The organism is Stenotrophomonas sp. KH_029, assembly GCF_057839765.1.
In genome coordinates this window covers 3221072-3238500 of the sequence record NZ_CM174498.1, presented here as the reverse complement: position 1 = coordinate 3238500, position 17429 = coordinate 3221072, and the positions used below count along the sequence as shown (strand labels likewise).

Genomic DNA, 17429 nt, shown 5'->3' with positions numbered 1-17429 from the left:
GGATGATCGCAATGCTCCTGGCCCTGCAGGCCACGGTGACCGAGGCGCTGCCGCAGGAAGTCACCAGCGCCGCGGCGCAGACGGTGGCGCAGGCCGCCCATGGCGGTGGCATCAACTACCTGGACCTGATGATCAAGGCCAGCATCCCGGTGAAGATCATCGTGCTGCTGCTGCTGGCCGGCTCGTTCATCAGCTGGGTGATCATCTTCCGCAAGGCGCGCGTGTTCAACGCGGCCAACCGCGAGGCCGATGAGTTCGAAAGCCGCTTCTGGTCCGGCGCCGACCTGGGCAAGCTGTACAGCGCGGCCACCGACCGCAACCGCAAGGTGGGCGGCCTGGAGGCGATCTTCGAAGCCGGCTTCCGCGAGTTCACCCGCCTGCGCGACAAGCGCCGGCTGGACGGCCGCGCCCAGCTCGAAGGCGCCCAGCGCGCCATGCGCACCACCTACACCCGCGAAGTGGACCAGATGGAGCGCAGCCTGGAGCTGCTGGCCAACATCGGCTCGACCGCCCCGTACGTGGGCCTGGTCGGTACCGTGTTCGGCATCATGGTGACCATGCACGACATGATCAACAGCGGCGAGCAGGCCGGCATCGCCTCGGTGGCCCCGGGCATCTCCGAAGCCCTGTTCGCCACCGCGATCGGCCTGTTCGTGGCGATTCCGGCGGTGTGGGCCTACAACCGCTTCACCACCCGCGTGGAGCGCATGTCGGTCCGTTTTGAAACCTTCGCAGAAGAGTTCAGCTCGATCCTGCAGCGCCAGACCGCGGGCGACGAGTAAGCGCCCAGCACAAGGACACTGTCATGACTGCTGCCATCGGCCGCCGCAAGCGCCGCAAGCTCAAATCCGAAATCAACGTGGTGCCCTACATCGACGTGATGCTGGTGCTGCTGATCATCTTCATGGTCACCGCGCCGCTGCTCACGCTGAGCTTCGATGTGGACCTGCCCAACTCCCGGGCCAAGGCGCTGGAGAGCAAACAGGACCCGGTGGTGGTCTCGGTGCGCCTGGACGGCCAGCTCGCGCTGACCCTGCCCGAGGCGAAGGAGCCGGTGGCGATGCCGGCGGCCGAACTGCAGGCCCGCCTGGGCGCGCTGTCGGCGCAGGACAAGAACGTGCGCGTGATCGTGGCCGCCGACAAGGCCGTGGCCTATGAAAAAGTGATCGCGGCGATGGACGTGATCAAGCGCGCCAACGTGGAAAAGGTGGGCCTGGCGACCGATGCACACTGACGCCCTGCCACCGCAGCGCCAGCCGGAAGAGAAGTGGGGTCTGCCGATCGCGCTGGCACTGGGCGTGCACCTGTTGCTGGCGCTGGTGTTCATCGCCGCCTGGCTGTGGTCGCCGCAGCGCAGTACCGAGGCCGCCGCCGGCGACCCGGCGATCGAGGCCAGCCTGCAGTTGTCCGCCTCCGAGGCCGCCGCCGCGCGCCAGGCGCTGCGCGCCGCGGAAAAGCTGCCCGACCTGCCCGAACCGGTCGCCCAGCCCGAGCCGGTCCCCGAAGACACCGTGCCGCCGCCACAGCCGATCGACGAGCCGCGCCCGCAGGACGCGCCTACCCCGCAGCAGCAACAGGCTCAGGAGCGCGTCGCCCAGCCGGACAAGGTCGACCAGGACGCGGTCAGCGCGCTGGCGATCTCGGCCGAGAAGGCCAAGCAGGAACAGGAAGCCAAGCGCCGCCAGGAACAGATCGACCTGACCGAGCGCCAGCGCCAGGAGCAGGCCGAGCAGAAGCTGCGCCTGGCCAAGCAGCAGGAAGCGGACGAGCAGAAGAAGAAGCTGGCCGAACAGGAACAGAAGGCCAACGACACCAAGGCCGAGGCCGAGCGCCAGAAGAAGATCGCCGAGATCCGCCGCCAGCGCGCCCAGGCCGAAAACGAGGCCAGGCTGGCCGAGCAGAAGCTGCGCCAGGTCAGCGCCGCCCGTGCCGCCAGCGCCACCGCCTCCACCGCCGGCGCCACCGGGGCGGCCAGGCCGGCCGCCGGTGCCGGTGGCACCAGCGACGACCTCAGCGCCAAGTACGCCGCGGCGATCCAGCAGAAGGTGTCGGCGCAATGGACGCGTCCGGATTCGGTGCCATTGGGCCAGCGCTGCCAGGTCACGATCACCCAGGTCCCGGGCGGGCAGGTCATCCAGGCCAAGGTCAGCGGCAGCTGCCCGTTCGACGAGGCCGGCAAGCGCTCCATCGAGGCGGCCGTGCTCAATGCCCAGCCCTTGCCGTACCGCGGCTTCGAGTCGGTATTTGCGCGCACCATCAATTTCACCTTCACCGCCCAGGACTGATCGGCGGCCTGCCGGCCCCTGGTCGCGGGGGCTGCCGGGGCGATGCGGCTGCCCGACTGATTCGTTAACGGTCTGTGAGTTTTGATGGCGCGGTGACTCTGCTTTCACGCACCGTTGGTTCATGATTGCGAAACTGTTCACCACAGTGCTGTTATCCCTCGTTCCGGTTTTCCCCCTATTGAGTGCTCCATGAAGAAGATGCCTCGCTGGCTTGCCGTGTTTGCGGCTCTGTTGCTGCCCTTTGCTGCCATGGCGCAGCAGAAGGGCTTGGATATCGACATCATCGGCGGCAACGCCTCGGCCACGCCCATCACCGTGGTGCCGATGCCGTACCAGGGCTCGGCGGCCGCGCCGCAGACCGACGTGGCCGCCGTGGTCCGTGCCGACCTGGAGCGGTCCGGCCAGTTCCGCACCCTGCCCGAAGCGCAGATCGTCGAAAAGCCCACCCGTGGCAGCGAGATCCAGTTCGCCACCTGGCGCGCGCTGAAGCAGAACTACATCGTGGTCGGCCGGGTCATGGACGCCGGCGCCGGCGCCTACCGGGTCGAGTACGAGCTGTATGACGTGCCCAAGGGCGAGCGCCTGCTGGGCCTGGCGATGACCGCCCGTGGCACTGCCATGCGCGATGTCGCCCACCAGATGGCCGATGCCATCTACGAGAAGATCACCGGGGTGCGCGGCGCCTTCTGGACCCGCATCGCCTATGTCACCGCCAGCGGCAAGGGCGATGCCATGCGCTATGCGCTGATGGTGGCCGATTCGGACGGCTTCAACCCGCAGACCATCGTGCGTTCGGCCGAGCCGCTGCTGTCCCCGTCGTGGAGCCCGGACGGCAACCGCCTGGCCTACGTCAGTTTCGAGCGTGGCAATTCGGCCATCTACATCCAGAACATCTCCACCGGCGCCCGTGAACTGGTCACCAGCTTCCGCGGCATCAACAGCGCCCCCTCGTTCTCCCCGGACGGCCGCCGCCTGGCGCTGTCGCTGTCGCGCAGCGGCAACCCGGAAATCTACGTGATGGACCTGGGCAGCAAGCAGCTGACCCAGCTGACCAACCACTTCGCCATCGATACCGAGCCGACCTGGAACGCCGATGGCGGCAGCATCTACTTCACCTCCGACCGCGGCGGCCGCCCGCAGATCTACCAGGTGCCGGCCAGTGGCGGCAGCGCCTCGCGGGTGACCTTCCAGGGCAACTACAACGCCACCCCGAGCCTGTCCTATGACGGCAAGAAGCTGGTGGTGGCCCAGGGCAGCGGCAATACCTACAAGATCGCGATGATGGACAGCAGCCTGGGCTCGGCCCGCTGGAGCACGCTGTCGCCGGGTTCGCTGGACGAGTCGCCGAGCTTTGCGCCCAACGCAAGCATGGTGTTGTATGCCGCCCGCGAGGGTGGCCGTGGAGTGTTGTATGCCGTCTCGGCCGATGCGCGCGTGCGCCAGCGGCTGGTACTGGCAGACGGTGACGTCCGGGAGCCTTCTTGGTCGCCTTACCGTACAAAGCGCTAACAGAGTGTTAAGATTTCCAACGTATTCATCCCACATCCGGCTTTAGGAGCCTCAAAGGTATCGCCATGAACAAGTCCACCCGAGTTCTGCTTGTCTCCCTGCTGTCCGTGGCCGCCCTGGCCGGTTGCGCAAAGAAGGTGAAGGAAACGCCGGTCGCCCCGGTCGATTCCGGCTCCTCGACCACCACCCCGACCGGTCCGTCGACCTCCGGCCTGTACGGCCCGGGCGACCTGGATACCGATTCCTGCCTGCGCCAGCGCGTGGTGTACTTCGACCTGGACAAGGAAGACGTGAAGCCGGAATTCCAGGCGATCATGGCTTGCCACGCCAAGTACCTGCGTGACCGTCCGTCCTCGCGCATGACCCTGCAGGGCCACACCGACGAGCGCGGTTCGCGCGCGTACAACCAGGCCCTGGGCGAGCGTCGTGGCAACGGCGTGTCCTCGGCACTGCAGGCCAACGGCGGCTCGGCTTCGCAGCTGACCGTGGTGTCCTACGGTGAAGAGCGTCCGGTCTGCACCGAGTCGGGCGAGTCCTGCTGGTCGCAGAACCGCCGCGTCGAGATCGTGTACACGGCTCAGTAATAGATGCGCCTTCGATTCCTATCGATGATCGTTGCGGCAGCCCTGGTGGCTGCCGCACCGGCCAATGCGCAGCGGCAGAGCCTGGCCGACCGGGTCGGCGCGCTTGAGCAGCAGGCCAGCAACAACCAGTCCAACATGGACATGCTCAACCAGCTGAACCAGCTGCGTGCCCAGGTGCAGGCCCTGCAGTCGCAGGTCGAGCAGCTGCAGCACGACAACGAGCAGCTCAAGCAGACCGGCAAGGACCAGTACCTGGACCTGGACGGCCGCCTGAACCGCCTGGAAGGCGGTGCCCCGGCACTTCCTGCCACGCCTGCGGCCGCCGCGCCCCTGCCTGTGGCACCCCCGAAACCGGCAACGGCCGCTTCCGAGCGGCCGCCTTCGGTGCACGGCGATGCCGGCAGCCTGGCTGCCAGTGGCGATGAACGTGCCGCCTACAACGTGGCCTTCAACTCGCTCAAGGCCGGCAAGTACGACGATTCGGCCCAGTTGTTCATGAGTTTCCTGGAGCTGTACCCCAACGGCGTCTACGCCCCCAATGCGCTGTACTGGCTGGGCGAAAGCTATTACGCCACCCGCAATTTCCCGCTGGCGGAGGCGCAGTTCCGCGATCTCCTCTCGCGCTACCCGACCCACGACAAGGCGTCCGGTGGCCTGCTCAAGATCGGTCTGTCGCAGTATGGCGAAGGCAAGGTCGACCAGGCCCAGGCAACCCTGGAGCAGGTGGTATCCACCTATCCCGGCTCGGACGCCGCGCGTACCGCGCAGGACCGCCTGCAGTCGATCCGGCTGGGCCAGCAGATCCGCTGAACCGCCTTGGGCCGCGTGGTCGGCCCGGACCGGTATAATCCCCGGTTGCACCCCCGTCCCGGGGGCCTGTAGAGCCGAGCCATGCTCGGCTATCGTCGTTTCCGAAGCCGTAGCCCAACCATCGCCGCCATGACCGTCCCCCTGTCCGCCGCCGCCGCGCTCCCCAGCGAGATCGTGCAGTCGCCGCTGCCGCGCCTGAAGATCACCGAGATCTTCACCTCGCTGCAGGGCGAAGCCGATGCCGCCGGTTGGCCGACCGTGTTCGTCCGCCTGACCGGCTGCCCGCTGCGCTGCAGCTATTGCGACACCGCCTATGCTTTCCACGGCGGCACCTGGTGGGACATCGACGATATCGTCGCCGAGGTGCTGGCCCAGGGCGTGCGCCATGTCTGCGTGACCGGCGGCGAGCCGCTGGCGCAGAAACGCTGCCTGTTGCTGCTGGAAAAGCTGTGCGAGGCCGGCCTGGACGTATCGCTGGAAACCTCCGGCGCGCTGGATGTGAGCGGCGTGGACTCGCGGGTGTCGCGGGTGGTCGACCTCAAGACCCCCGGTTCGGGCGAAATGGCGCGCAACCGCCTGGAAAACCTGCCGCTGCTGACCGCGCGCGACCAGATCAAGTTCGTGCTGTGCAGTCGCGCCGATTACGAGTGGGCGCGCGCGATGGTGGCCGAGCACCGGCTCAACGAGCGCAGCATGGTGCTGTTCTCGCCCAGCAAGAGCGAAGTAAGCCCGCGCGACCTGGCCGACTGGATCGTCGCCGACCGCCTGCCGGTGCGCTTCCAGATGCAGCTGCACAAGCTGCTCTGGAACGACGAACCCGGGAGATGATGTCGGCTGCCGAGCGGCCGCCAGAAGGGCGCGGCCGGTGCTCGGAATCGGCAGTCACTTTTCTGGGACGACGAGCGCGGCAAGCAACGCCGCCTCGGCGTACCTTGATGCACCCGGTGCGGGACAGCGTGCCGGTGATCCTGCAACCAACGGAAATTCCCTCATGAAAAAAGCAGTCGTCCTCCTGTCCGGCGGCATGGACTCCGCCGCCGTCGTCGCCATCGCCCGTGAACAGGGCTTCGCCGTGCATGCGCTGAGCGTGCGCTATGGCCAGCGGCACACCTCCGAACTCGATGCCGCCGCCGCCGTCTGCGCCGCACTGGGCGTGGTCGCGCACAAGACCGTCAGCGTCGACCTGCGCAGCATCGGTGGCTCGGCGCTCACCGACGACATCGACGTGCCCGATGCGGGCGGGCAGGGCATCCCGGTCACCTACGTGCCGGCGCGCAACACCATCATGCTGTCGCTGGCGCTGGGCTGGGCCGAAGTACTGGGCGCCAGCGACATCTTCTGCGGCGTCAACGCCGTGGACTATTCCGGCTACCCCGACTGCCGCCCCGAGTTCATCGCCGCCTTCCAGACCCTGGCCAACCTGGCCACCAAGGCCGGCGTCGAAGGTGCGGGCATCCAGGTCCACGCCCCGCTGCAGTTCCTGAGCAAGGCCGACATCGTGCGTGAAGGCGTGCGCCTGGGCGTGGATTTCGGCCTCACCGTGTCCTGCTACAGCGCCGACGACCGCGGCGCGGCCTGCGGCCATTGCGACGCCTGCCGCCTGCGCGCGCAGGGCTTCACCGAGGCCGGCGTCGCCGACCCGACCCGTTACGCCTGAGCGCCGGGCGGTTACGCTTGGGCGCCAAGTGGGTTAGAATGCGCACCCCCGGCAGCGATGCCGGGGCATGCATGGGCCGTTAGCTCAGTTGGTAGAGCAGAAGACTTTTAATCTTTTGGTCGATGGTTCGAATCCATCACGGCCCACCATTGCGAACAAAGGGTTTCAGAGCGATCTGGAACCCTTTTGTTTTTCCGCAATACCGTTTCTTTTCCGCAAAATCACTTGGTCGGCGTCACGCGGTCGCCCTTGCGCTTGCGTGTGTAGGTCTCCGTCATCACCGACGCCCCCCCCCGAGATTGAGTAGCGCGGCGGTTTGGAGTCCAATCCTCAATGACAAGGAGATTGGACGTGAAGAAGCGCTTTGACCAGACATTCGTCTGTTGAAAAGCCCGAAGAACAGATCATCGGCTTCCTGCGCGAAGCTGAGGCCGGCATGCCGATCAAGGATCTGTGCCGCCAGCATGGCTTCAGCGAGGCTTCGTACTACCTGTGGCGCAGCAAGTTCGGCGGTATGTCCACCACGCCGCTGACGCGGTACGCCCCCATCAGGTTGTAGCTGGCGGGCATGGACAGGCCGCCCACCAGCTCAGGAAAGCCCAGGCTGGCGGCGTCTCGGATCGGGGTCTGGACGAATCGGCCGCACATGGGGGAAGGCGAGGGGCGTTCGTGTGTTGATGAGGCGGGCAAAGGGGAAGAGCAGACCCCACTTTCAGGTGGCGGCTGCAGGTGAGCCGCAGGGCGCACCAAAACTAAGATCACCACGATGAGGTAGATAGTCCTTTGTTTAGAGGTCTTGCGCTTCGACATCTGCTTCGTCTGCGTCGGTTGGTTGGCGAAGAATGGGTGCATGAGCCACCATCCGGTCGCGGCCTTTTCTGCGCTCTTCAGAATGCAATGACACTCCGAAAACGAGCGGGGCCGAGCCGGGTGCACAGGCTCAGGGCTGCGACTACCTGAGGTAGTGTGCCGATCAGGTGACATCTTGTAAGCTCGTCGGCCGGTAGCGGGCCTTGGGCAGGACACTTGACCCGCAGGCATGGATGGAAATTCCGGGCCCTTGCTGCACCTTTCCTACATAGACATGGATGACACCGTGGACCTGAATTCTTCCTATTCGCGCTTCTATGCGCTCCCGCTTACCGAGCAGATCGTTGCGGCGATCTCGTCCGATTTCGCCGCGCTGGATGTCCCCGATCTGGTCCACGCGCACCTTGGCAACAATCCGCGGTACTTCGGCGGCATCGACAAGACGCTTTCCGGCTTCGTCGTGCTGGACGACGAGGGCGACAACTACACCCTGCTGGACCTGCGGGGAGGCGGTCAGGTGTGGTGGCAGGACCACGAGACCCGACTGGTGGAACCGCGTTTCGCCAGTCTGGCCGATTACCAGGCCTTCCGGGCGCGGATGTGGGAAAAGGAACTGGAGTTGGACGAGCTCGACGAGTGGGACGTCGGCGATGACAGGGAGGACGCAGAGGCCGCGCTGTTGCACGAATACGCGTGGACACCCTCTCCGCAGGACGCCGGCACCCCCAACCTGCTCACGCGCTACCAGTGGGTGATGCGGGCGCTTTCACAGGCTGCCTGCGACAACCAGGGCCAACCGTTACAGGGCCCGGATGAACTGGGTGCCGAGGCGTTCAACCATTATCTGAGCACGTTCCCCACCAAGGAATACGAACAGCGCGAGTTCGAGGCAGCACTGCCCTTACTGAGCGGGGACGTGCACCTGGCCATTTACTGGCTGCTGCACACGCGTCTGCTCGGCCAGGATGCGCGCCTTGCGCAGGTGCTGGAACAGGTCGCCGCGGTGGCGACGCCATTGCTGCGCGCATTCGTGGCCACTTTCGGGTCAATGGCTGACGACGCAGACCTGCCGGTCGTCCCCGATTTCCGCCACCGCCGCGCACGCCTGCTGGTGTGGGCGCAGATCGACGCAAAGGCGCCGGTTGCGCAGCGTCTGCGGGCGCTTGCGGTATCGCCCAAGTCGGTAGGGGCGATGGTTCTGGATCACATCGACAGCGCGCTGGAACGCGATGCCGACGCACTGGACCCGGTGGCCACCCTGCAGGCGCTGGATCGGATCGCCGACACCGATGCCCCGGCGACATGGGCCCTGCGCGCGCGCATGCAACTGCGCCTGGGCCAGGATGCAGGCGCGGCTGCGGACGCCGCCACGCAGTTGCTCGCCGCCTCACCGACGGCGCACTGGCAGGCCTTCGCCATCCTGCACCCTGTTCACCACGCCGTCGGCGATGGCCGCGCACTGGTGGCCGTCGTACAGCCGTTGCTGGCATGGGACGACCTGATGCTGCGCGTACTGGATATGGCCGAGCACGCGCAACGGTTGCTTGGCGACGCGGAGCCGGCGCTCAGTGCCGAGGCGCTGGCTGGCAACCGTCGCCTGGCCGAGGACCTTCTTACCATCTGGGATGCGCCTGACTTCGCCGAGGGCGTCGCCCAAGCCGCTCCGTCCACGCGCGATGCAATGGCCATACGCCTGGCACGACGCCCGGACCTGGCGGACGACGATGATGCGCGGCGATGGGCAATCGGCCATCTGCTCGACAGCACGCTGCCGACGCGGATGGAACTGGTGCAGCGCGCCCTGCCGCAGTTGAGCGGCAAACTGCAGGCGTCGCTGTTGCCGGAGCTGTGCCGCAGCGTCACCGATGCTGGCGACGCACTGGTCCCCCTGCTGATCGCGATGATCGAGGAGCCGCCCGCTGGCGATTATCTTGCCGAGTTGCAGGCCGATGAGCGGGTCGACGCCATCCTGGCGGGTCTGCGGGCCTTCTGGAGCGACGCGCGCCTGTTCGAGCCGCTGATGGCCCTGTTGAACGCCGCGCCGGTGAAAAGCGTGGTGACCGATCGGGTCAGCGAGGACATCAAACGTCTGCGGGAGGTGCTGGACACGACCCAGCGCCAGCGTCTGTTCCACTGGGCCCTGGCGCGGACTCAGGCCCGCGCGACGGCGCTCGCGCCTGACAGCAGCGACGACTACCCGGCAAGGCGCGTGCTGGAAGCAATGACGTCGGCTGACATGGCTGTCACCATCCGCGCCGCGCTGGAAGACGCGTCGGCCGCGATGCAGCGCGGCGAACATGCGCGCAAGCAGGTACTCGATACCCTGTACGGGAGTCTGGGCACCATGGGCCCACAGGCACCGGGCAACACCGACTACCTGTTCTCGCGCCTTTGGGACGAGAAAAGTTTTCCGCGCGGGCTGTGTTTCGCACTGTCCAAGTGCTGGACGCCGGCATTGCATGCCCAGGTCCTGGAGCGCCTGCGTGAGCAGCCGTCCCTTGCCGCGGCTGGCATCTACTGCGCAAGTCACGGTTGGGAAAGGCGCCACAGCGAAACGCTGGACGTCGCCGAGTTGGTGCTGGCCTGGCCGCTACCGGACGACGCGGCCGAGCGCGGACTGCTCAAGTATGTGCTGCTGATGGGCTGCGTTGCGGCATTGTCGCTGAATAAGCACGCGCAGGTGCGTACCCTCTATGCGCCCGCGAGCGCCATCGACGCCACCGCCTACATGGTGGGAGCGCACAGCACCACCGTGTTCGATCCGTTTGCCGACCGCGACTTGCAGTCCAAGCTGCGCAAGGCGCTGGATGGCAAGGGAGGGCAATAACAGACCACGTTGCTTCCACGGCTGCAGAAGGCACGCCCGCGACTGCGGTGATGTCCGCCGCTCATCGATTAAGCAGGATTTCCCCACAATCGTTCGGAAGCCTTTTGTGAACAAGAGGTCTGACCAGGCGGTAGCCCGCAAGCGGACTTAGCATCGCCGCAAGTCCAGATTGATTTCGTTCCGCAATTACGGAGCCGTCCTTGCAGTGCAAGGGTTCGGCGCACCACTTCTAGCCGTAGTTGCGGAACGCTCTATTTCTCAAGGCATTGATACATAAGGACTTGGCTGGAGACTTTTAGTCTTTTGGTCGATGGTTCGAATCCATCACGGCCCACCATTGCAGCAACGAATCAGGCGCCCAACGGGCGCCTTTTTCATGGCGCCAGGTCCACTGGGGGCACCTCAAAGGCGCCATGCGATGTCCCGGACAGGACCGAAGGCGGATCCCAGCCGCCGGGGTGCAACCCCTTCTGCTACCAGCCTGTTCGCTCGCCATCCTCATCGTCTACCGACATCCCGGTGTAGGCGCGAATCCATCCAAAAAGACCGGAAAGATCCGCCTCGATGCTCTTCGGGTGGGCGCTGATATCAAGAAGAACGCGCTCGTCTTCCAGGAACAGGCGTACGTCGTAGCACCAATCATCCGCGCTTCTCGGCTCGGTGCCCAGCAACCGGAATTCGCGTTCTCCAACACACCCGGAAAACGTCTCAAGGTGGGTGATGTGCCGCTTCATCTCGTCCAGATGGGACACGTACCAACCGATGTCCTCAAACGAAAGCACGAATTCTGCTGACATCCACATCACCTCCCTGCTGTCATGAACCCCGGCGAGACACCCCGGCAGGCGCCGTCCCGGGGGGGGAATGATCCAGGACGTTAACAGCAGTGCGGGAATGTTGGACACCTGGCCGATCTGTAGCGCCGCCGCCACCGGTCGCCCCGCTTTGACTCGCCAGGCTGCTGGCCAAGGCCAGTAGCATCTATGAGATCCACATCAAATACTCCCCGGCCACAGGGTTGAGCTGAATGAGAGCCGAGAGGAGTGTCTTCCAAGGCAGGCTAGAGAGCCCGTCCGCCAAGGATTGAGCTACGTTGAATCGCAATAAATTGCATGGACGTGCATTGGCTTAGTAGGCAGGATATGCGCCCACTTTTGTCATTACCAAGCTCATATGAAATTAACCTCATGGCGTAACATCGGACTTGCCGCGCTGGTGGCGGTGTTCTTCTCGTACCTCAGCTACAAGGAGCACCATCGGTTTACCCTGACAGAAGGCGAGAAAGGGCGTGACGCAATTGCCTCGATCGATGAGGTTCGCTGGACTGAAAAAAAGGGTCGTAAGAGTGGCTACGTTATCCATGTAGCATTCGAGGCCGAAAATGGTGAAAAGCGCAAGGAGAAAATCGATGTCTCCGATCAGCTCGGCGAGCGCATCAGGGTTGAGGATGATTTTCTGGAGGTCGATATCCGCTACAACACCAGTAACCCTAGTATTGCGGTGGTTAAAGGGGAAGAGAGCACAGAGACTTCGCAGCTCTGGGCTGCAGTGGCAGCTTCAGTCGTCGCCCTGTTGCTACTGGCGTTCCGTATCATCGGGCGTCGGCGTGGTCGCGCTCTCGATTGAGCGGCTGGCCATCCCTCTGACAGTACAAGGAGGGTAGCGTTAACCGTCACCCTCTTTTTCTACATGGCCCTCCAGTAGCTAGCGCGCTGATGCCGATCAGCCTCACCAGCCAGCTGCCCACGCAGGTCCAGTAGGTGCGGCTGCCAGCCATCGTCCTGCCGACTGCCATCGGCCCGCCGGGGCCGGGGAGCCACCGTTACCGCCGCTGTGGGCCTGTCTTGGGCGGTTGCGGCCGGCGCCGTCGCACCATGCGCTTGCCGGTGCGCAGTCGGCTCACAGCGTGCAGAGCCCGGTGCAGGTGCCGTCGTCGAACGCGGTGGCGATCTTTTCCAGCGCGGGTCGGCTGATTGCGTCATTACGCAGCACGCTGCGCCTGGCCTGTTCGGCCAGTGCGTGGCGCTGGGCAACCGGCATGGCGCGGGCGTACACGGTGGCGTCCTCGCTCAGGGCCGACAACACCGCTTGTTTGAACGCAGGGTCGTAACGCGGGTCTTCGACCACGTCCAGGCCGCCCAGATAGGTCATCCGTGCGCCATCGCGCACCTGGGCCAGCCCACGCTCGAGCGCGGACTGGTCGCGCGGTGCGGAGGACGCTGCCAGGTCAGCCAGCGCAGGGAAGACGCGGGCCAGGCAGTGCGAGACGAACGGGAAAATCAACTGCTGCTGCCGCTGGAAGCGCACGCTGTTGGCATCGGCCTGGCGGCGCACCTGCGCGGCCAGCTCGGCCTGGCTTTGTCCTGCGCCAGGCTGGTCTGGGATATCGAACAGCAGCAGCTGAAACATGGTCTTCTGCGCGACAGCGCAGATGCCCATCTGTTGCGTCACGCCCTCCATTCCCTGCACGGGCTGCTGCAGCAGCCCGCGCCGGTCGGTGATCGTGCGCAGCAACTGCATGGCCTGCGGGCTGTCCAGCGGCGGCGATTGCCGGGCGCTGGCCGCGTTCTGCAGTACGGCTTGGAACTGCTCGCCGGCCCGCGCCTGGGCGGCCAGCCGCGCCGGGAAGTCATCGGCACTGGCGCTGCCGGCGAGCAGCCAGGCCAGGCTCGACAGCGCCAGGGCAAGTCGACGCCGTGGCATCGATGCAGGCGCGATGCGCGTGGGTGCGGGCCGGGTTGGCATGAGAGCGTGCATCCTTGCGTGTGGTCTGGCCGCCGAGCGTAGGCCAACGGTGGCGGCGGCCACAAGCCGGGGACGACCGCAGCGGTTGCGCCCGATGCGACCGGCCGGCCGGGAGCATGGCTATACTCGATCCATCCCGGTAGCTCCCGGGCGCTGACCATGTGCGACACAGTGAAGATTCTCCTGACAGGAAGTTCAGGCCGGGTCGGGCGCGCGATTTTCGGCGCGCTCGCCGCACGGCACGAGGTGGTCGGGATCGACCGCAATCCCTTCAATACCACCCGCCATGTGGCCGACTTCACCGATGCCCGGGTGCTGCGCCGTGCGCTGGTCGGGGTGGAGGCGGTGATCCATGCCGCGGCGCTGCATGCGCCGCATGTAGGGCTGGCGCCCGATGCCGAGTTCCAGCGCATCAATGTGGAGGGCACGCGGACGCTGGCGATGCTGGCGCGCGAGGCCGGGGTGGCGCGCCTGGTGTTCACCAGCACTACCGCGCTGTACGGGCATGCGATCGTGCCGGGGCAGTGCACCTGGATCGACGAGCATACCCGGCCGCAGCCGCGTACCGTCTACCACCGCTCCAAGCTGGCCGCCGAACAGTGGCTGGAGCAGGCCGCTGCGCCGGGATTCGCGGTGCGGGTGATCCGCATGTCGCGCTGTTTCCCGGAAACCGCCGAGCGGATGCTGCTGTACCGCCTGCACCGTGGCATCGATGTGCGCGATGTGGCCGACGCGCACGTGGCGGCACTGGGCAACCCGGGGGCGGCGTTCCAGCGCTACATCGTCAGTGGCTGGACGCCGTTCCAGCCGCAGGATTGCGCGGGGTTGGTGCAGCAGCCACGGGAGGTGCTGGCGCGGCGCTGCCCGCAGTGGCTGGCCGAATACGACCGCCGTGGCTGGACCTTGCCGGTGGTGGACCGCATCCACGACCCGCGCGCGGCCAGTATCGGCCTGGGCTGGCGCAGCCAGCGCGGGCCCGAGGCGGTGCTGGCGCAGCTGGAAGCGCGTTCGATCGAGGTGCTGCCGCACCCGGCGCCGGTGGCCGATTGCACGGTGGAGTAGCGCAGGCGGCGTACACACCCTGCAGGCGACCGATCCCGCACAATGGGACGTCTTTCCGTCGACCGTTGTTGGAGGTGCCATGAACCGTTTCGTCCTGCTCAGCATGGGGGCGCTTGCGCTCGCGGCCTGTTCCAAGCCGGTACCGACCGATACCGCTGCGCCGACGGAACCGCCGGCCGCCGATGCCAAGGCCCCGGCCGCCACCGCACCGGCGACCCCGGCACTGGAGGTACCGTCGTTCGATTGCGCCAAGGCGGGAAACGAGGCGGAGAAGCTGGTATGCGGCGATGCGCGCCTGGCCGCGCTGGACCGCCAACTGGCCGCGCTGTACAAGCGCGCGCAGACCAGCCCGGATGAACTGGATATCGCCGCCGAACAGCGCGGCTGGGTCAAGGGCCGCGATGCCTGCTGGCAGGCGGTGGACGCCCATCGTTGCCTGCTGGAGGCCTACCAGACCCGGATCGTCGAGCTGAGCATCGGCAACGGCGCGGTCAAGGCCCCCACGCCGGTGGAATACCGCTGCGACGACAACAGCAAGCCGGTCACCGCGGTGTTCTACAACGAACTGGATCCGCAGGCGGCGGTGATCCGCTGGGGCAACGACCAGGCCATCGTGTTCCCGGCCGAAGCGGCCAGTGGCGCCCGTTATACGCGCGAAGGCGTGGAGTTCTGGGAGCACCAGGGCGAGGCCACGCTGAATTTCTATGGCACTGCATTGAGCTGCAAGGCGGTTGGTTGAGCCGGTGCCTGCGCCGCGGGACGGGCACCGGCAGGGGGCGTCCCGACTGGCACCAGCGGTTGCTGTCGATCGATGATCCTGCGTTCGTCGGCGTGCTCGTTGTGGTCGGCGGTCGATCGGGATCCGACCCTACCGGTGATTGTCGCGTTCGATGATGGTGTTCAGCGCACGCGGCGGTAGCGCACTTCGTTCTGGCGATCGCCGACTTCGGTGGTGACGAAACCGTCGCGGCTCTGGCTGATGTCGAACACGCTGCTGCCGACGTTGAGCTGGCCGCCGTTGACCCAGCCGGACAGGTTCTGCCCGCGTGCCTGCGCACTCATGCGCCCGCTGCTGTCGATGGTCATGCGGATGTCGGCGTTGTAGATCGGGTTGAACCCCTCGAACTCGCCGACCATCCAGCCCGGTACGTAGGAGCTGTGACGCGCGCCCTGGTAGGTGTCGTCGTCGTAGCGGTCGTCCTGCTTGTTGGCGTTGTGCACCAGTGCGCCCAGGATCGCCGCGCCGATCAGCACGCCGGCGGCGACCTTGGCATCGTGGTTGCCGTCATGCCGGTCATCGTCATCGCGCCCGCCACCGCCATGCACGCGGAACGAAGCACGACAGCCGTCGTCCACCCACACCTCGCGGCGGTCGTAATCCCAGCTGCGGCCCTGCCGGCAGTCGGCGCCGGAGAGCTTGCGATCCAGGCTGACGTAGCCGGCCCACGGCAATGCGCAGGACTGGTAGCGGTTGTCGCGGCTTTCGCAGGTGATGAACTCGTCGGCGCGGGCGTCGGCGAGCGAGGCGACAAGCAGCAGCGGAGCGGTCAGCAGCAGGCGGGTAGGCATGTCCGTCGGTTCCGGCAGGTGGGAACAGCGCGCCGCCGGCCCGGGCGGGGCACAGCGGACCTTTCGAGCCGGACGATGACAGTTGCCGATGAAAACCGGATGAAGGCGGCCGCTCAGGCCGTCGGCATCAGGTCGTGCTGCTGGAAACAGGCGCGGATGGCGTCCAGCAGGTCGCTCATCGAATAGGGCTTGGGCAGGAAGTGCATGCCGGCGCGCAGCTGGCCGATGACCTGGGCCGGTTCCAGGCCGGAGGTGACCAGCACCGGCAGGCCGGGCTGGTACTGCTTGATCTGGTGCGCCGCCTCGATCCCGCTCAGCCCGCCCAGGCAGACATCGGTGAACACCAGGTCGAAACATTCGCCGGCCTGCAGCAGACCCAGGGCCGCTTCGGCCGAACTCACCGCGACCACATCGCAGGCCTGGCTTTCCAGCGTCATGCGGCTCAGCTCACGGGTTTCTTCGGTGTCTTCGATCAACAGCACGCGCGGTGCAACATGGCGCTTGGACAACAACATGACACGGTATTCCTGGGTTGGGCCGGAAAAGGCGGGCAAGTATCGCCGGCCCGAGGTTAGCGAGCCGTGCACGCCGGCAGGGGGCGAACATGGGGGTTCAGCCGGCGTTGGTCGCGTTGCGCAACGCTCAGCCGGGGCAGGGTAGAGTCGGGGTTTGAACGATGGAGCACGGAACATGCAATGCCCCGTATGCAAGACCCAGGCGCTAGTGATGTCCGAGCGCCAGGGCATCGAGATCGACTACTGCCCGCAGTGCCGTGGCGTGTGGCTGGACCGTGGCGAGCTGGACAAGATCATCGAGCGTTCGGTCGGTACGGCCGAACCGGTACGCGCCGCCGCGCCGCCGCCGTCGCAGCACCGCGACACCCGCCATCTGGGCCAGCAGCAGCCGTACGGCGACCAGCAGGGTTACCGCAAGAAGAAGAAAGAGAGTTTCCTGTCGGACCTGTTCGACTTCTGACCGTCGCGCCGGCCCTGTCGCTCAGGGCCGGCGCAGGATGAACTCCAGGTCGCGGCTGTCGCCGACCACGAACTCATAGGTGCCGACCTTGACGCAGCCGTAGCGGGCATAGAAGCGCTGGGCACCGACGTTCTCCGACCACACGCCGACCCACAGGCGGCGGTGCACCGGGTGATCCAGCCAGGCCAGGAATGCCTCCATCAGCCGCGCACCGTGGCCGCCGCCCTGGTGGCTGGCCAGCACGTACAGACGCTTGAGCTCGATATCGCCAGCGGCCGCATCGGCGTGCGGCAAGCCGTTCGGGCCGGCCGCCAGATAGCCCACGGCGCGGCCGTCCTCCTCCAGCAGCCAGGCCGCGCTGTGCGGGTCTTCCAGTTCGCGCCGCTGCGGGGCCGGGCTGTAATGGTCCTGCAGGAAGGCCTGCAGATCCTGCGCCGGGTAGGAGTCGCCGAAGGTCTCGGTATAGGTGGCGATGGCGATCGCCGACAAGGCGTCGGCGTCGGCCGGGGCGGCGCGGCGGATCAACAGGGCCATGGCGCGGGTCTTCACGGGGCGGGGCGGCAGCTTACGCCATCGGCGGCCGGCGGAAAAAACCG

Annotated in this window: 18 protein-coding genes, 1 tRNA gene and 1 pseudogene; 15 read left to right on the top strand and 5 right to left on the bottom strand. The window is 66.4% G+C overall.

Annotated elements, in window-relative coordinates:
• Positions 1–2 precede the first annotated feature (2 nt).
• The 11 genes and pseudogenes from tolQ to AC3ITM_RS14510 all read left to right on the top strand — a co-directional run bounded on the left by tolQ (position 3) and on the right by AC3ITM_RS14510 (position 10482).
• Positions 3–782 (top strand): protein TolQ, encoded by a 780-nt coding sequence (tolQ, locus tag AC3ITM_RS14560; protein ID WP_228884069.1) that lies wholly within the window; start codon positions 3–5, stop codon positions 780–782.
• Positions 783–805: 23 nt separating this feature from the next.
• The gene (gene tolR, locus AC3ITM_RS14555; protein ID WP_489265974.1) at positions 806–1234 is read left to right on the top strand and encodes a protein TolR; all 429 of its coding nucleotides are present in this window, start codon (positions 806–808) and stop codon (positions 1232–1234) included.
• On the top strand, positions 1224–2285 hold the full coding sequence (gene tolA / locus AC3ITM_RS14550; RefSeq protein ID WP_489265973.1) for a cell envelope integrity protein TolA: 1062 nt from the start codon (positions 1224–1226) through the stop codon (positions 2283–2285). Before tolR ends, tolA begins: the two co-directional genes overlap by 11 nt.
• A gap of 189 nt (positions 2286–2474) precedes the next feature.
• Positions 2475–3794 carry a Tol-Pal system beta propeller repeat protein TolB gene (gene tolB, locus AC3ITM_RS14545; RefSeq protein ID WP_489265972.1) on the top strand — a complete coding sequence of 440 codons (1320 nt, stop codon included), beginning with the start codon at positions 2475–2477 and terminating at the stop codon, positions 3792–3794.
• 65 nt (positions 3795–3859) lie between these two features.
• Positions 3860–4378: a peptidoglycan-associated lipoprotein Pal gene (pal, locus tag AC3ITM_RS14540; RefSeq protein ID WP_228884073.1), complete on the top strand. Its 519-nt coding sequence runs from the start codon at positions 3860–3862 to the stop codon at positions 4376–4378.
• A gap of 3 nt (positions 4379–4381) precedes the next feature.
• Positions 4382–5188 (top strand): tol-pal system protein YbgF, encoded by an 807-nt coding sequence (gene ybgF, locus AC3ITM_RS14535; protein ID WP_489265971.1) that lies wholly within the window; start codon positions 4382–4384, stop codon positions 5186–5188.
• 129 nt (positions 5189–5317) lie between these two features.
• Positions 5318–6016 (top strand): 7-carboxy-7-deazaguanine synthase QueE, encoded by a 699-nt coding sequence (gene queE, locus AC3ITM_RS14530; RefSeq protein ID WP_489265969.1) that lies wholly within the window; start codon positions 5318–5320, stop codon positions 6014–6016.
• A 163-nt stretch (positions 6017–6179) separates the two neighbouring features.
• Positions 6180–6845, top strand: coding sequence for a 7-cyano-7-deazaguanine synthase QueC (gene queC / locus AC3ITM_RS14525; protein WP_489265968.1), 666 nt, complete (start codon positions 6180–6182; stop codon positions 6843–6845).
• A gap of 73 nt (positions 6846–6918) precedes the next feature.
• A tRNA-Lys gene (locus tag AC3ITM_RS14520) sits at positions 6919–6994 on the top strand.
• 287 nt (positions 6995–7281) lie between these two features.
• Positions 7282–7383, top strand: a pseudogene (locus tag AC3ITM_RS14515) (transposase); the annotation flags it as partial.
• A 522-nt stretch (positions 7384–7905) separates the two neighbouring features.
• Complete coding sequence (locus AC3ITM_RS14510) at positions 7906–10482, top strand: hypothetical protein (protein WP_489265966.1); 2577 nt, start codon at positions 7906–7908, stop codon at positions 10480–10482.
• Between the two features lie 473 nt (positions 10483–10955).
• Here the strand turns inward: AC3ITM_RS14510 and AC3ITM_RS14505 are convergent, their stop codons facing one another.
• Positions 10956–11387, bottom strand: coding sequence for a hypothetical protein (locus tag AC3ITM_RS14505; RefSeq protein ID WP_489265964.1), 432 nt, complete (start codon positions 11385–11387; stop codon positions 10956–10958).
• Between the two features lie 268 nt (positions 11388–11655).
• On the opposite strand from AC3ITM_RS14505, the gene AC3ITM_RS14500 reads away from it, so the two are divergent.
• Positions 11656–12108, top strand: a complete 453-nt coding sequence (locus AC3ITM_RS14500) for a hypothetical protein (RefSeq protein WP_489265962.1) — start codon at positions 11656–11658, stop codon at positions 12106–12108.
• Between the two features lie 273 nt (positions 12109–12381).
• Here AC3ITM_RS14500 and AC3ITM_RS14495 read toward each other — a convergent pair whose 3' ends face one another.
• Entirely contained in the window at positions 12382–13227 is an 846-nt protein-coding gene (locus tag AC3ITM_RS14495; protein ID WP_489265961.1) for a hypothetical protein, read from the bottom strand.
• A gap of 171 nt (positions 13228–13398) precedes the next feature.
• Between AC3ITM_RS14495 and AC3ITM_RS14490 the strand changes: the two genes are divergently transcribed.
• Positions 13399–14289 carry an NAD-dependent epimerase/dehydratase family protein gene (locus AC3ITM_RS14490; RefSeq protein WP_489265959.1) on the top strand — a complete coding sequence of 297 codons (891 nt, stop codon included), beginning with the start codon at positions 13399–13401 and terminating at the stop codon, positions 14287–14289.
• 79 nt (positions 14290–14368) lie between these two features.
• Complete coding sequence (locus AC3ITM_RS14485) at positions 14369–15028, top strand: MliC family protein (RefSeq protein ID WP_489265957.1); 660 nt, start codon at positions 14369–14371, stop codon at positions 15026–15028.
• A 161-nt stretch (positions 15029–15189) separates the two neighbouring features.
• Here the strand turns inward: AC3ITM_RS14485 and AC3ITM_RS14480 are convergent, their stop codons facing one another.
• Both AC3ITM_RS14480 and AC3ITM_RS14475 read right to left on the bottom strand, forming a co-directional pair.
• The gene (locus tag AC3ITM_RS14480; RefSeq protein WP_489265955.1) at positions 15190–15858 is read right to left on the bottom strand and encodes a DUF3011 domain-containing protein; all 669 of its coding nucleotides are present in this window, start codon (positions 15856–15858) and stop codon (positions 15190–15192) included.
• Between the two features lie 113 nt (positions 15859–15971).
• On the bottom strand, positions 15972–16373 hold the full coding sequence (locus AC3ITM_RS14475) for a response regulator (protein WP_489265953.1): 402 nt from the start codon (positions 16371–16373) through the stop codon (positions 15972–15974).
• Positions 16374–16548: 175 nt separating this feature from the next.
• Between AC3ITM_RS14475 and AC3ITM_RS14470 the strand changes: the two genes are divergently transcribed.
• On the top strand, positions 16549–16833 hold the full coding sequence (locus tag AC3ITM_RS14470; RefSeq protein ID WP_489265951.1) for a TFIIB-type zinc ribbon-containing protein: 285 nt from the start codon (positions 16549–16551) through the stop codon (positions 16831–16833).
• Positions 16834–16854: 21 nt separating this feature from the next.
• Here the strand turns inward: AC3ITM_RS14470 and AC3ITM_RS14465 are convergent, their stop codons facing one another.
• On the bottom strand, positions 16855–17367 hold the full coding sequence (locus AC3ITM_RS14465; RefSeq protein ID WP_489265949.1) for a GNAT family N-acetyltransferase: 513 nt from the start codon (positions 17365–17367) through the stop codon (positions 16855–16857).
• Positions 17368–17429 lie beyond the last annotated feature (62 nt).

Bases quoted from the DNA above. Each gene is read 5' to 3' on its own strand.
- tolQ (WP_228884069.1), top strand. From the start codon at position 3: ATGATCGCAATGCTCCTGGCCCTGCAGGCCACGGTGACCGAGGCGCTG.
- AC3ITM_RS14500 (WP_489265962.1), top strand. From the start codon at position 11,656: ATGAAATTAACCTCATGGCGTAACATCGGACTTGCCGCGCTGGTGGCG.
- ybgF (WP_489265971.1), top strand. From the start codon at position 4,382: ATGCGCCTTCGATTCCTATCGATGATCGTTGCGGCAGCCCTGGTGGCT.
- tolA (WP_489265973.1), top strand. From the start codon at position 1,224: ATGCACACTGACGCCCTGCCACCGCAGCGCCAGCCGGAAGAGAAGTGG.
- queC (WP_489265968.1), top strand. From the start codon at position 6,180: ATGAAAAAAGCAGTCGTCCTCCTGTCCGGCGGCATGGACTCCGCCGCC.
- AC3ITM_RS14495 (WP_489265961.1), bottom strand. From the start codon at position 13,227: ATGCCAACCCGGCCCGCACCCACGCGCATCGCGCCTGCATCGATGCCA.
- AC3ITM_RS14465 (WP_489265949.1), bottom strand. From the start codon at position 17,367: ATGGCCCTGTTGATCCGCCGCGCCGCCCCGGCCGACGCCGACGCCTTG.
- AC3ITM_RS14470 (WP_489265951.1), top strand. From the start codon at position 16,549: ATGCAATGCCCCGTATGCAAGACCCAGGCGCTAGTGATGTCCGAGCGC.
- AC3ITM_RS14485 (WP_489265957.1), top strand. From the start codon at position 14,369: ATGAACCGTTTCGTCCTGCTCAGCATGGGGGCGCTTGCGCTCGCGGCC.
- AC3ITM_RS14475 (WP_489265953.1), bottom strand. From the start codon at position 16,373: ATGTTGTTGTCCAAGCGCCATGTTGCACCGCGCGTGCTGTTGATCGAA.
- tolR (WP_489265974.1), top strand. From the start codon at position 806: ATGACTGCTGCCATCGGCCGCCGCAAGCGCCGCAAGCTCAAATCCGAA.
- AC3ITM_RS14480 (WP_489265955.1), bottom strand. From the start codon at position 15,858: ATGCCTACCCGCCTGCTGCTGACCGCTCCGCTGCTGCTTGTCGCCTCG.
- queE (WP_489265969.1), top strand. From the start codon at position 5,318: ATGACCGTCCCCCTGTCCGCCGCCGCCGCGCTCCCCAGCGAGATCGTG.
- tolB (WP_489265972.1), top strand. From the start codon at position 2,475: ATGAAGAAGATGCCTCGCTGGCTTGCCGTGTTTGCGGCTCTGTTGCTG.
- pal (WP_228884073.1), top strand. From the start codon at position 3,860: ATGAACAAGTCCACCCGAGTTCTGCTTGTCTCCCTGCTGTCCGTGGCC.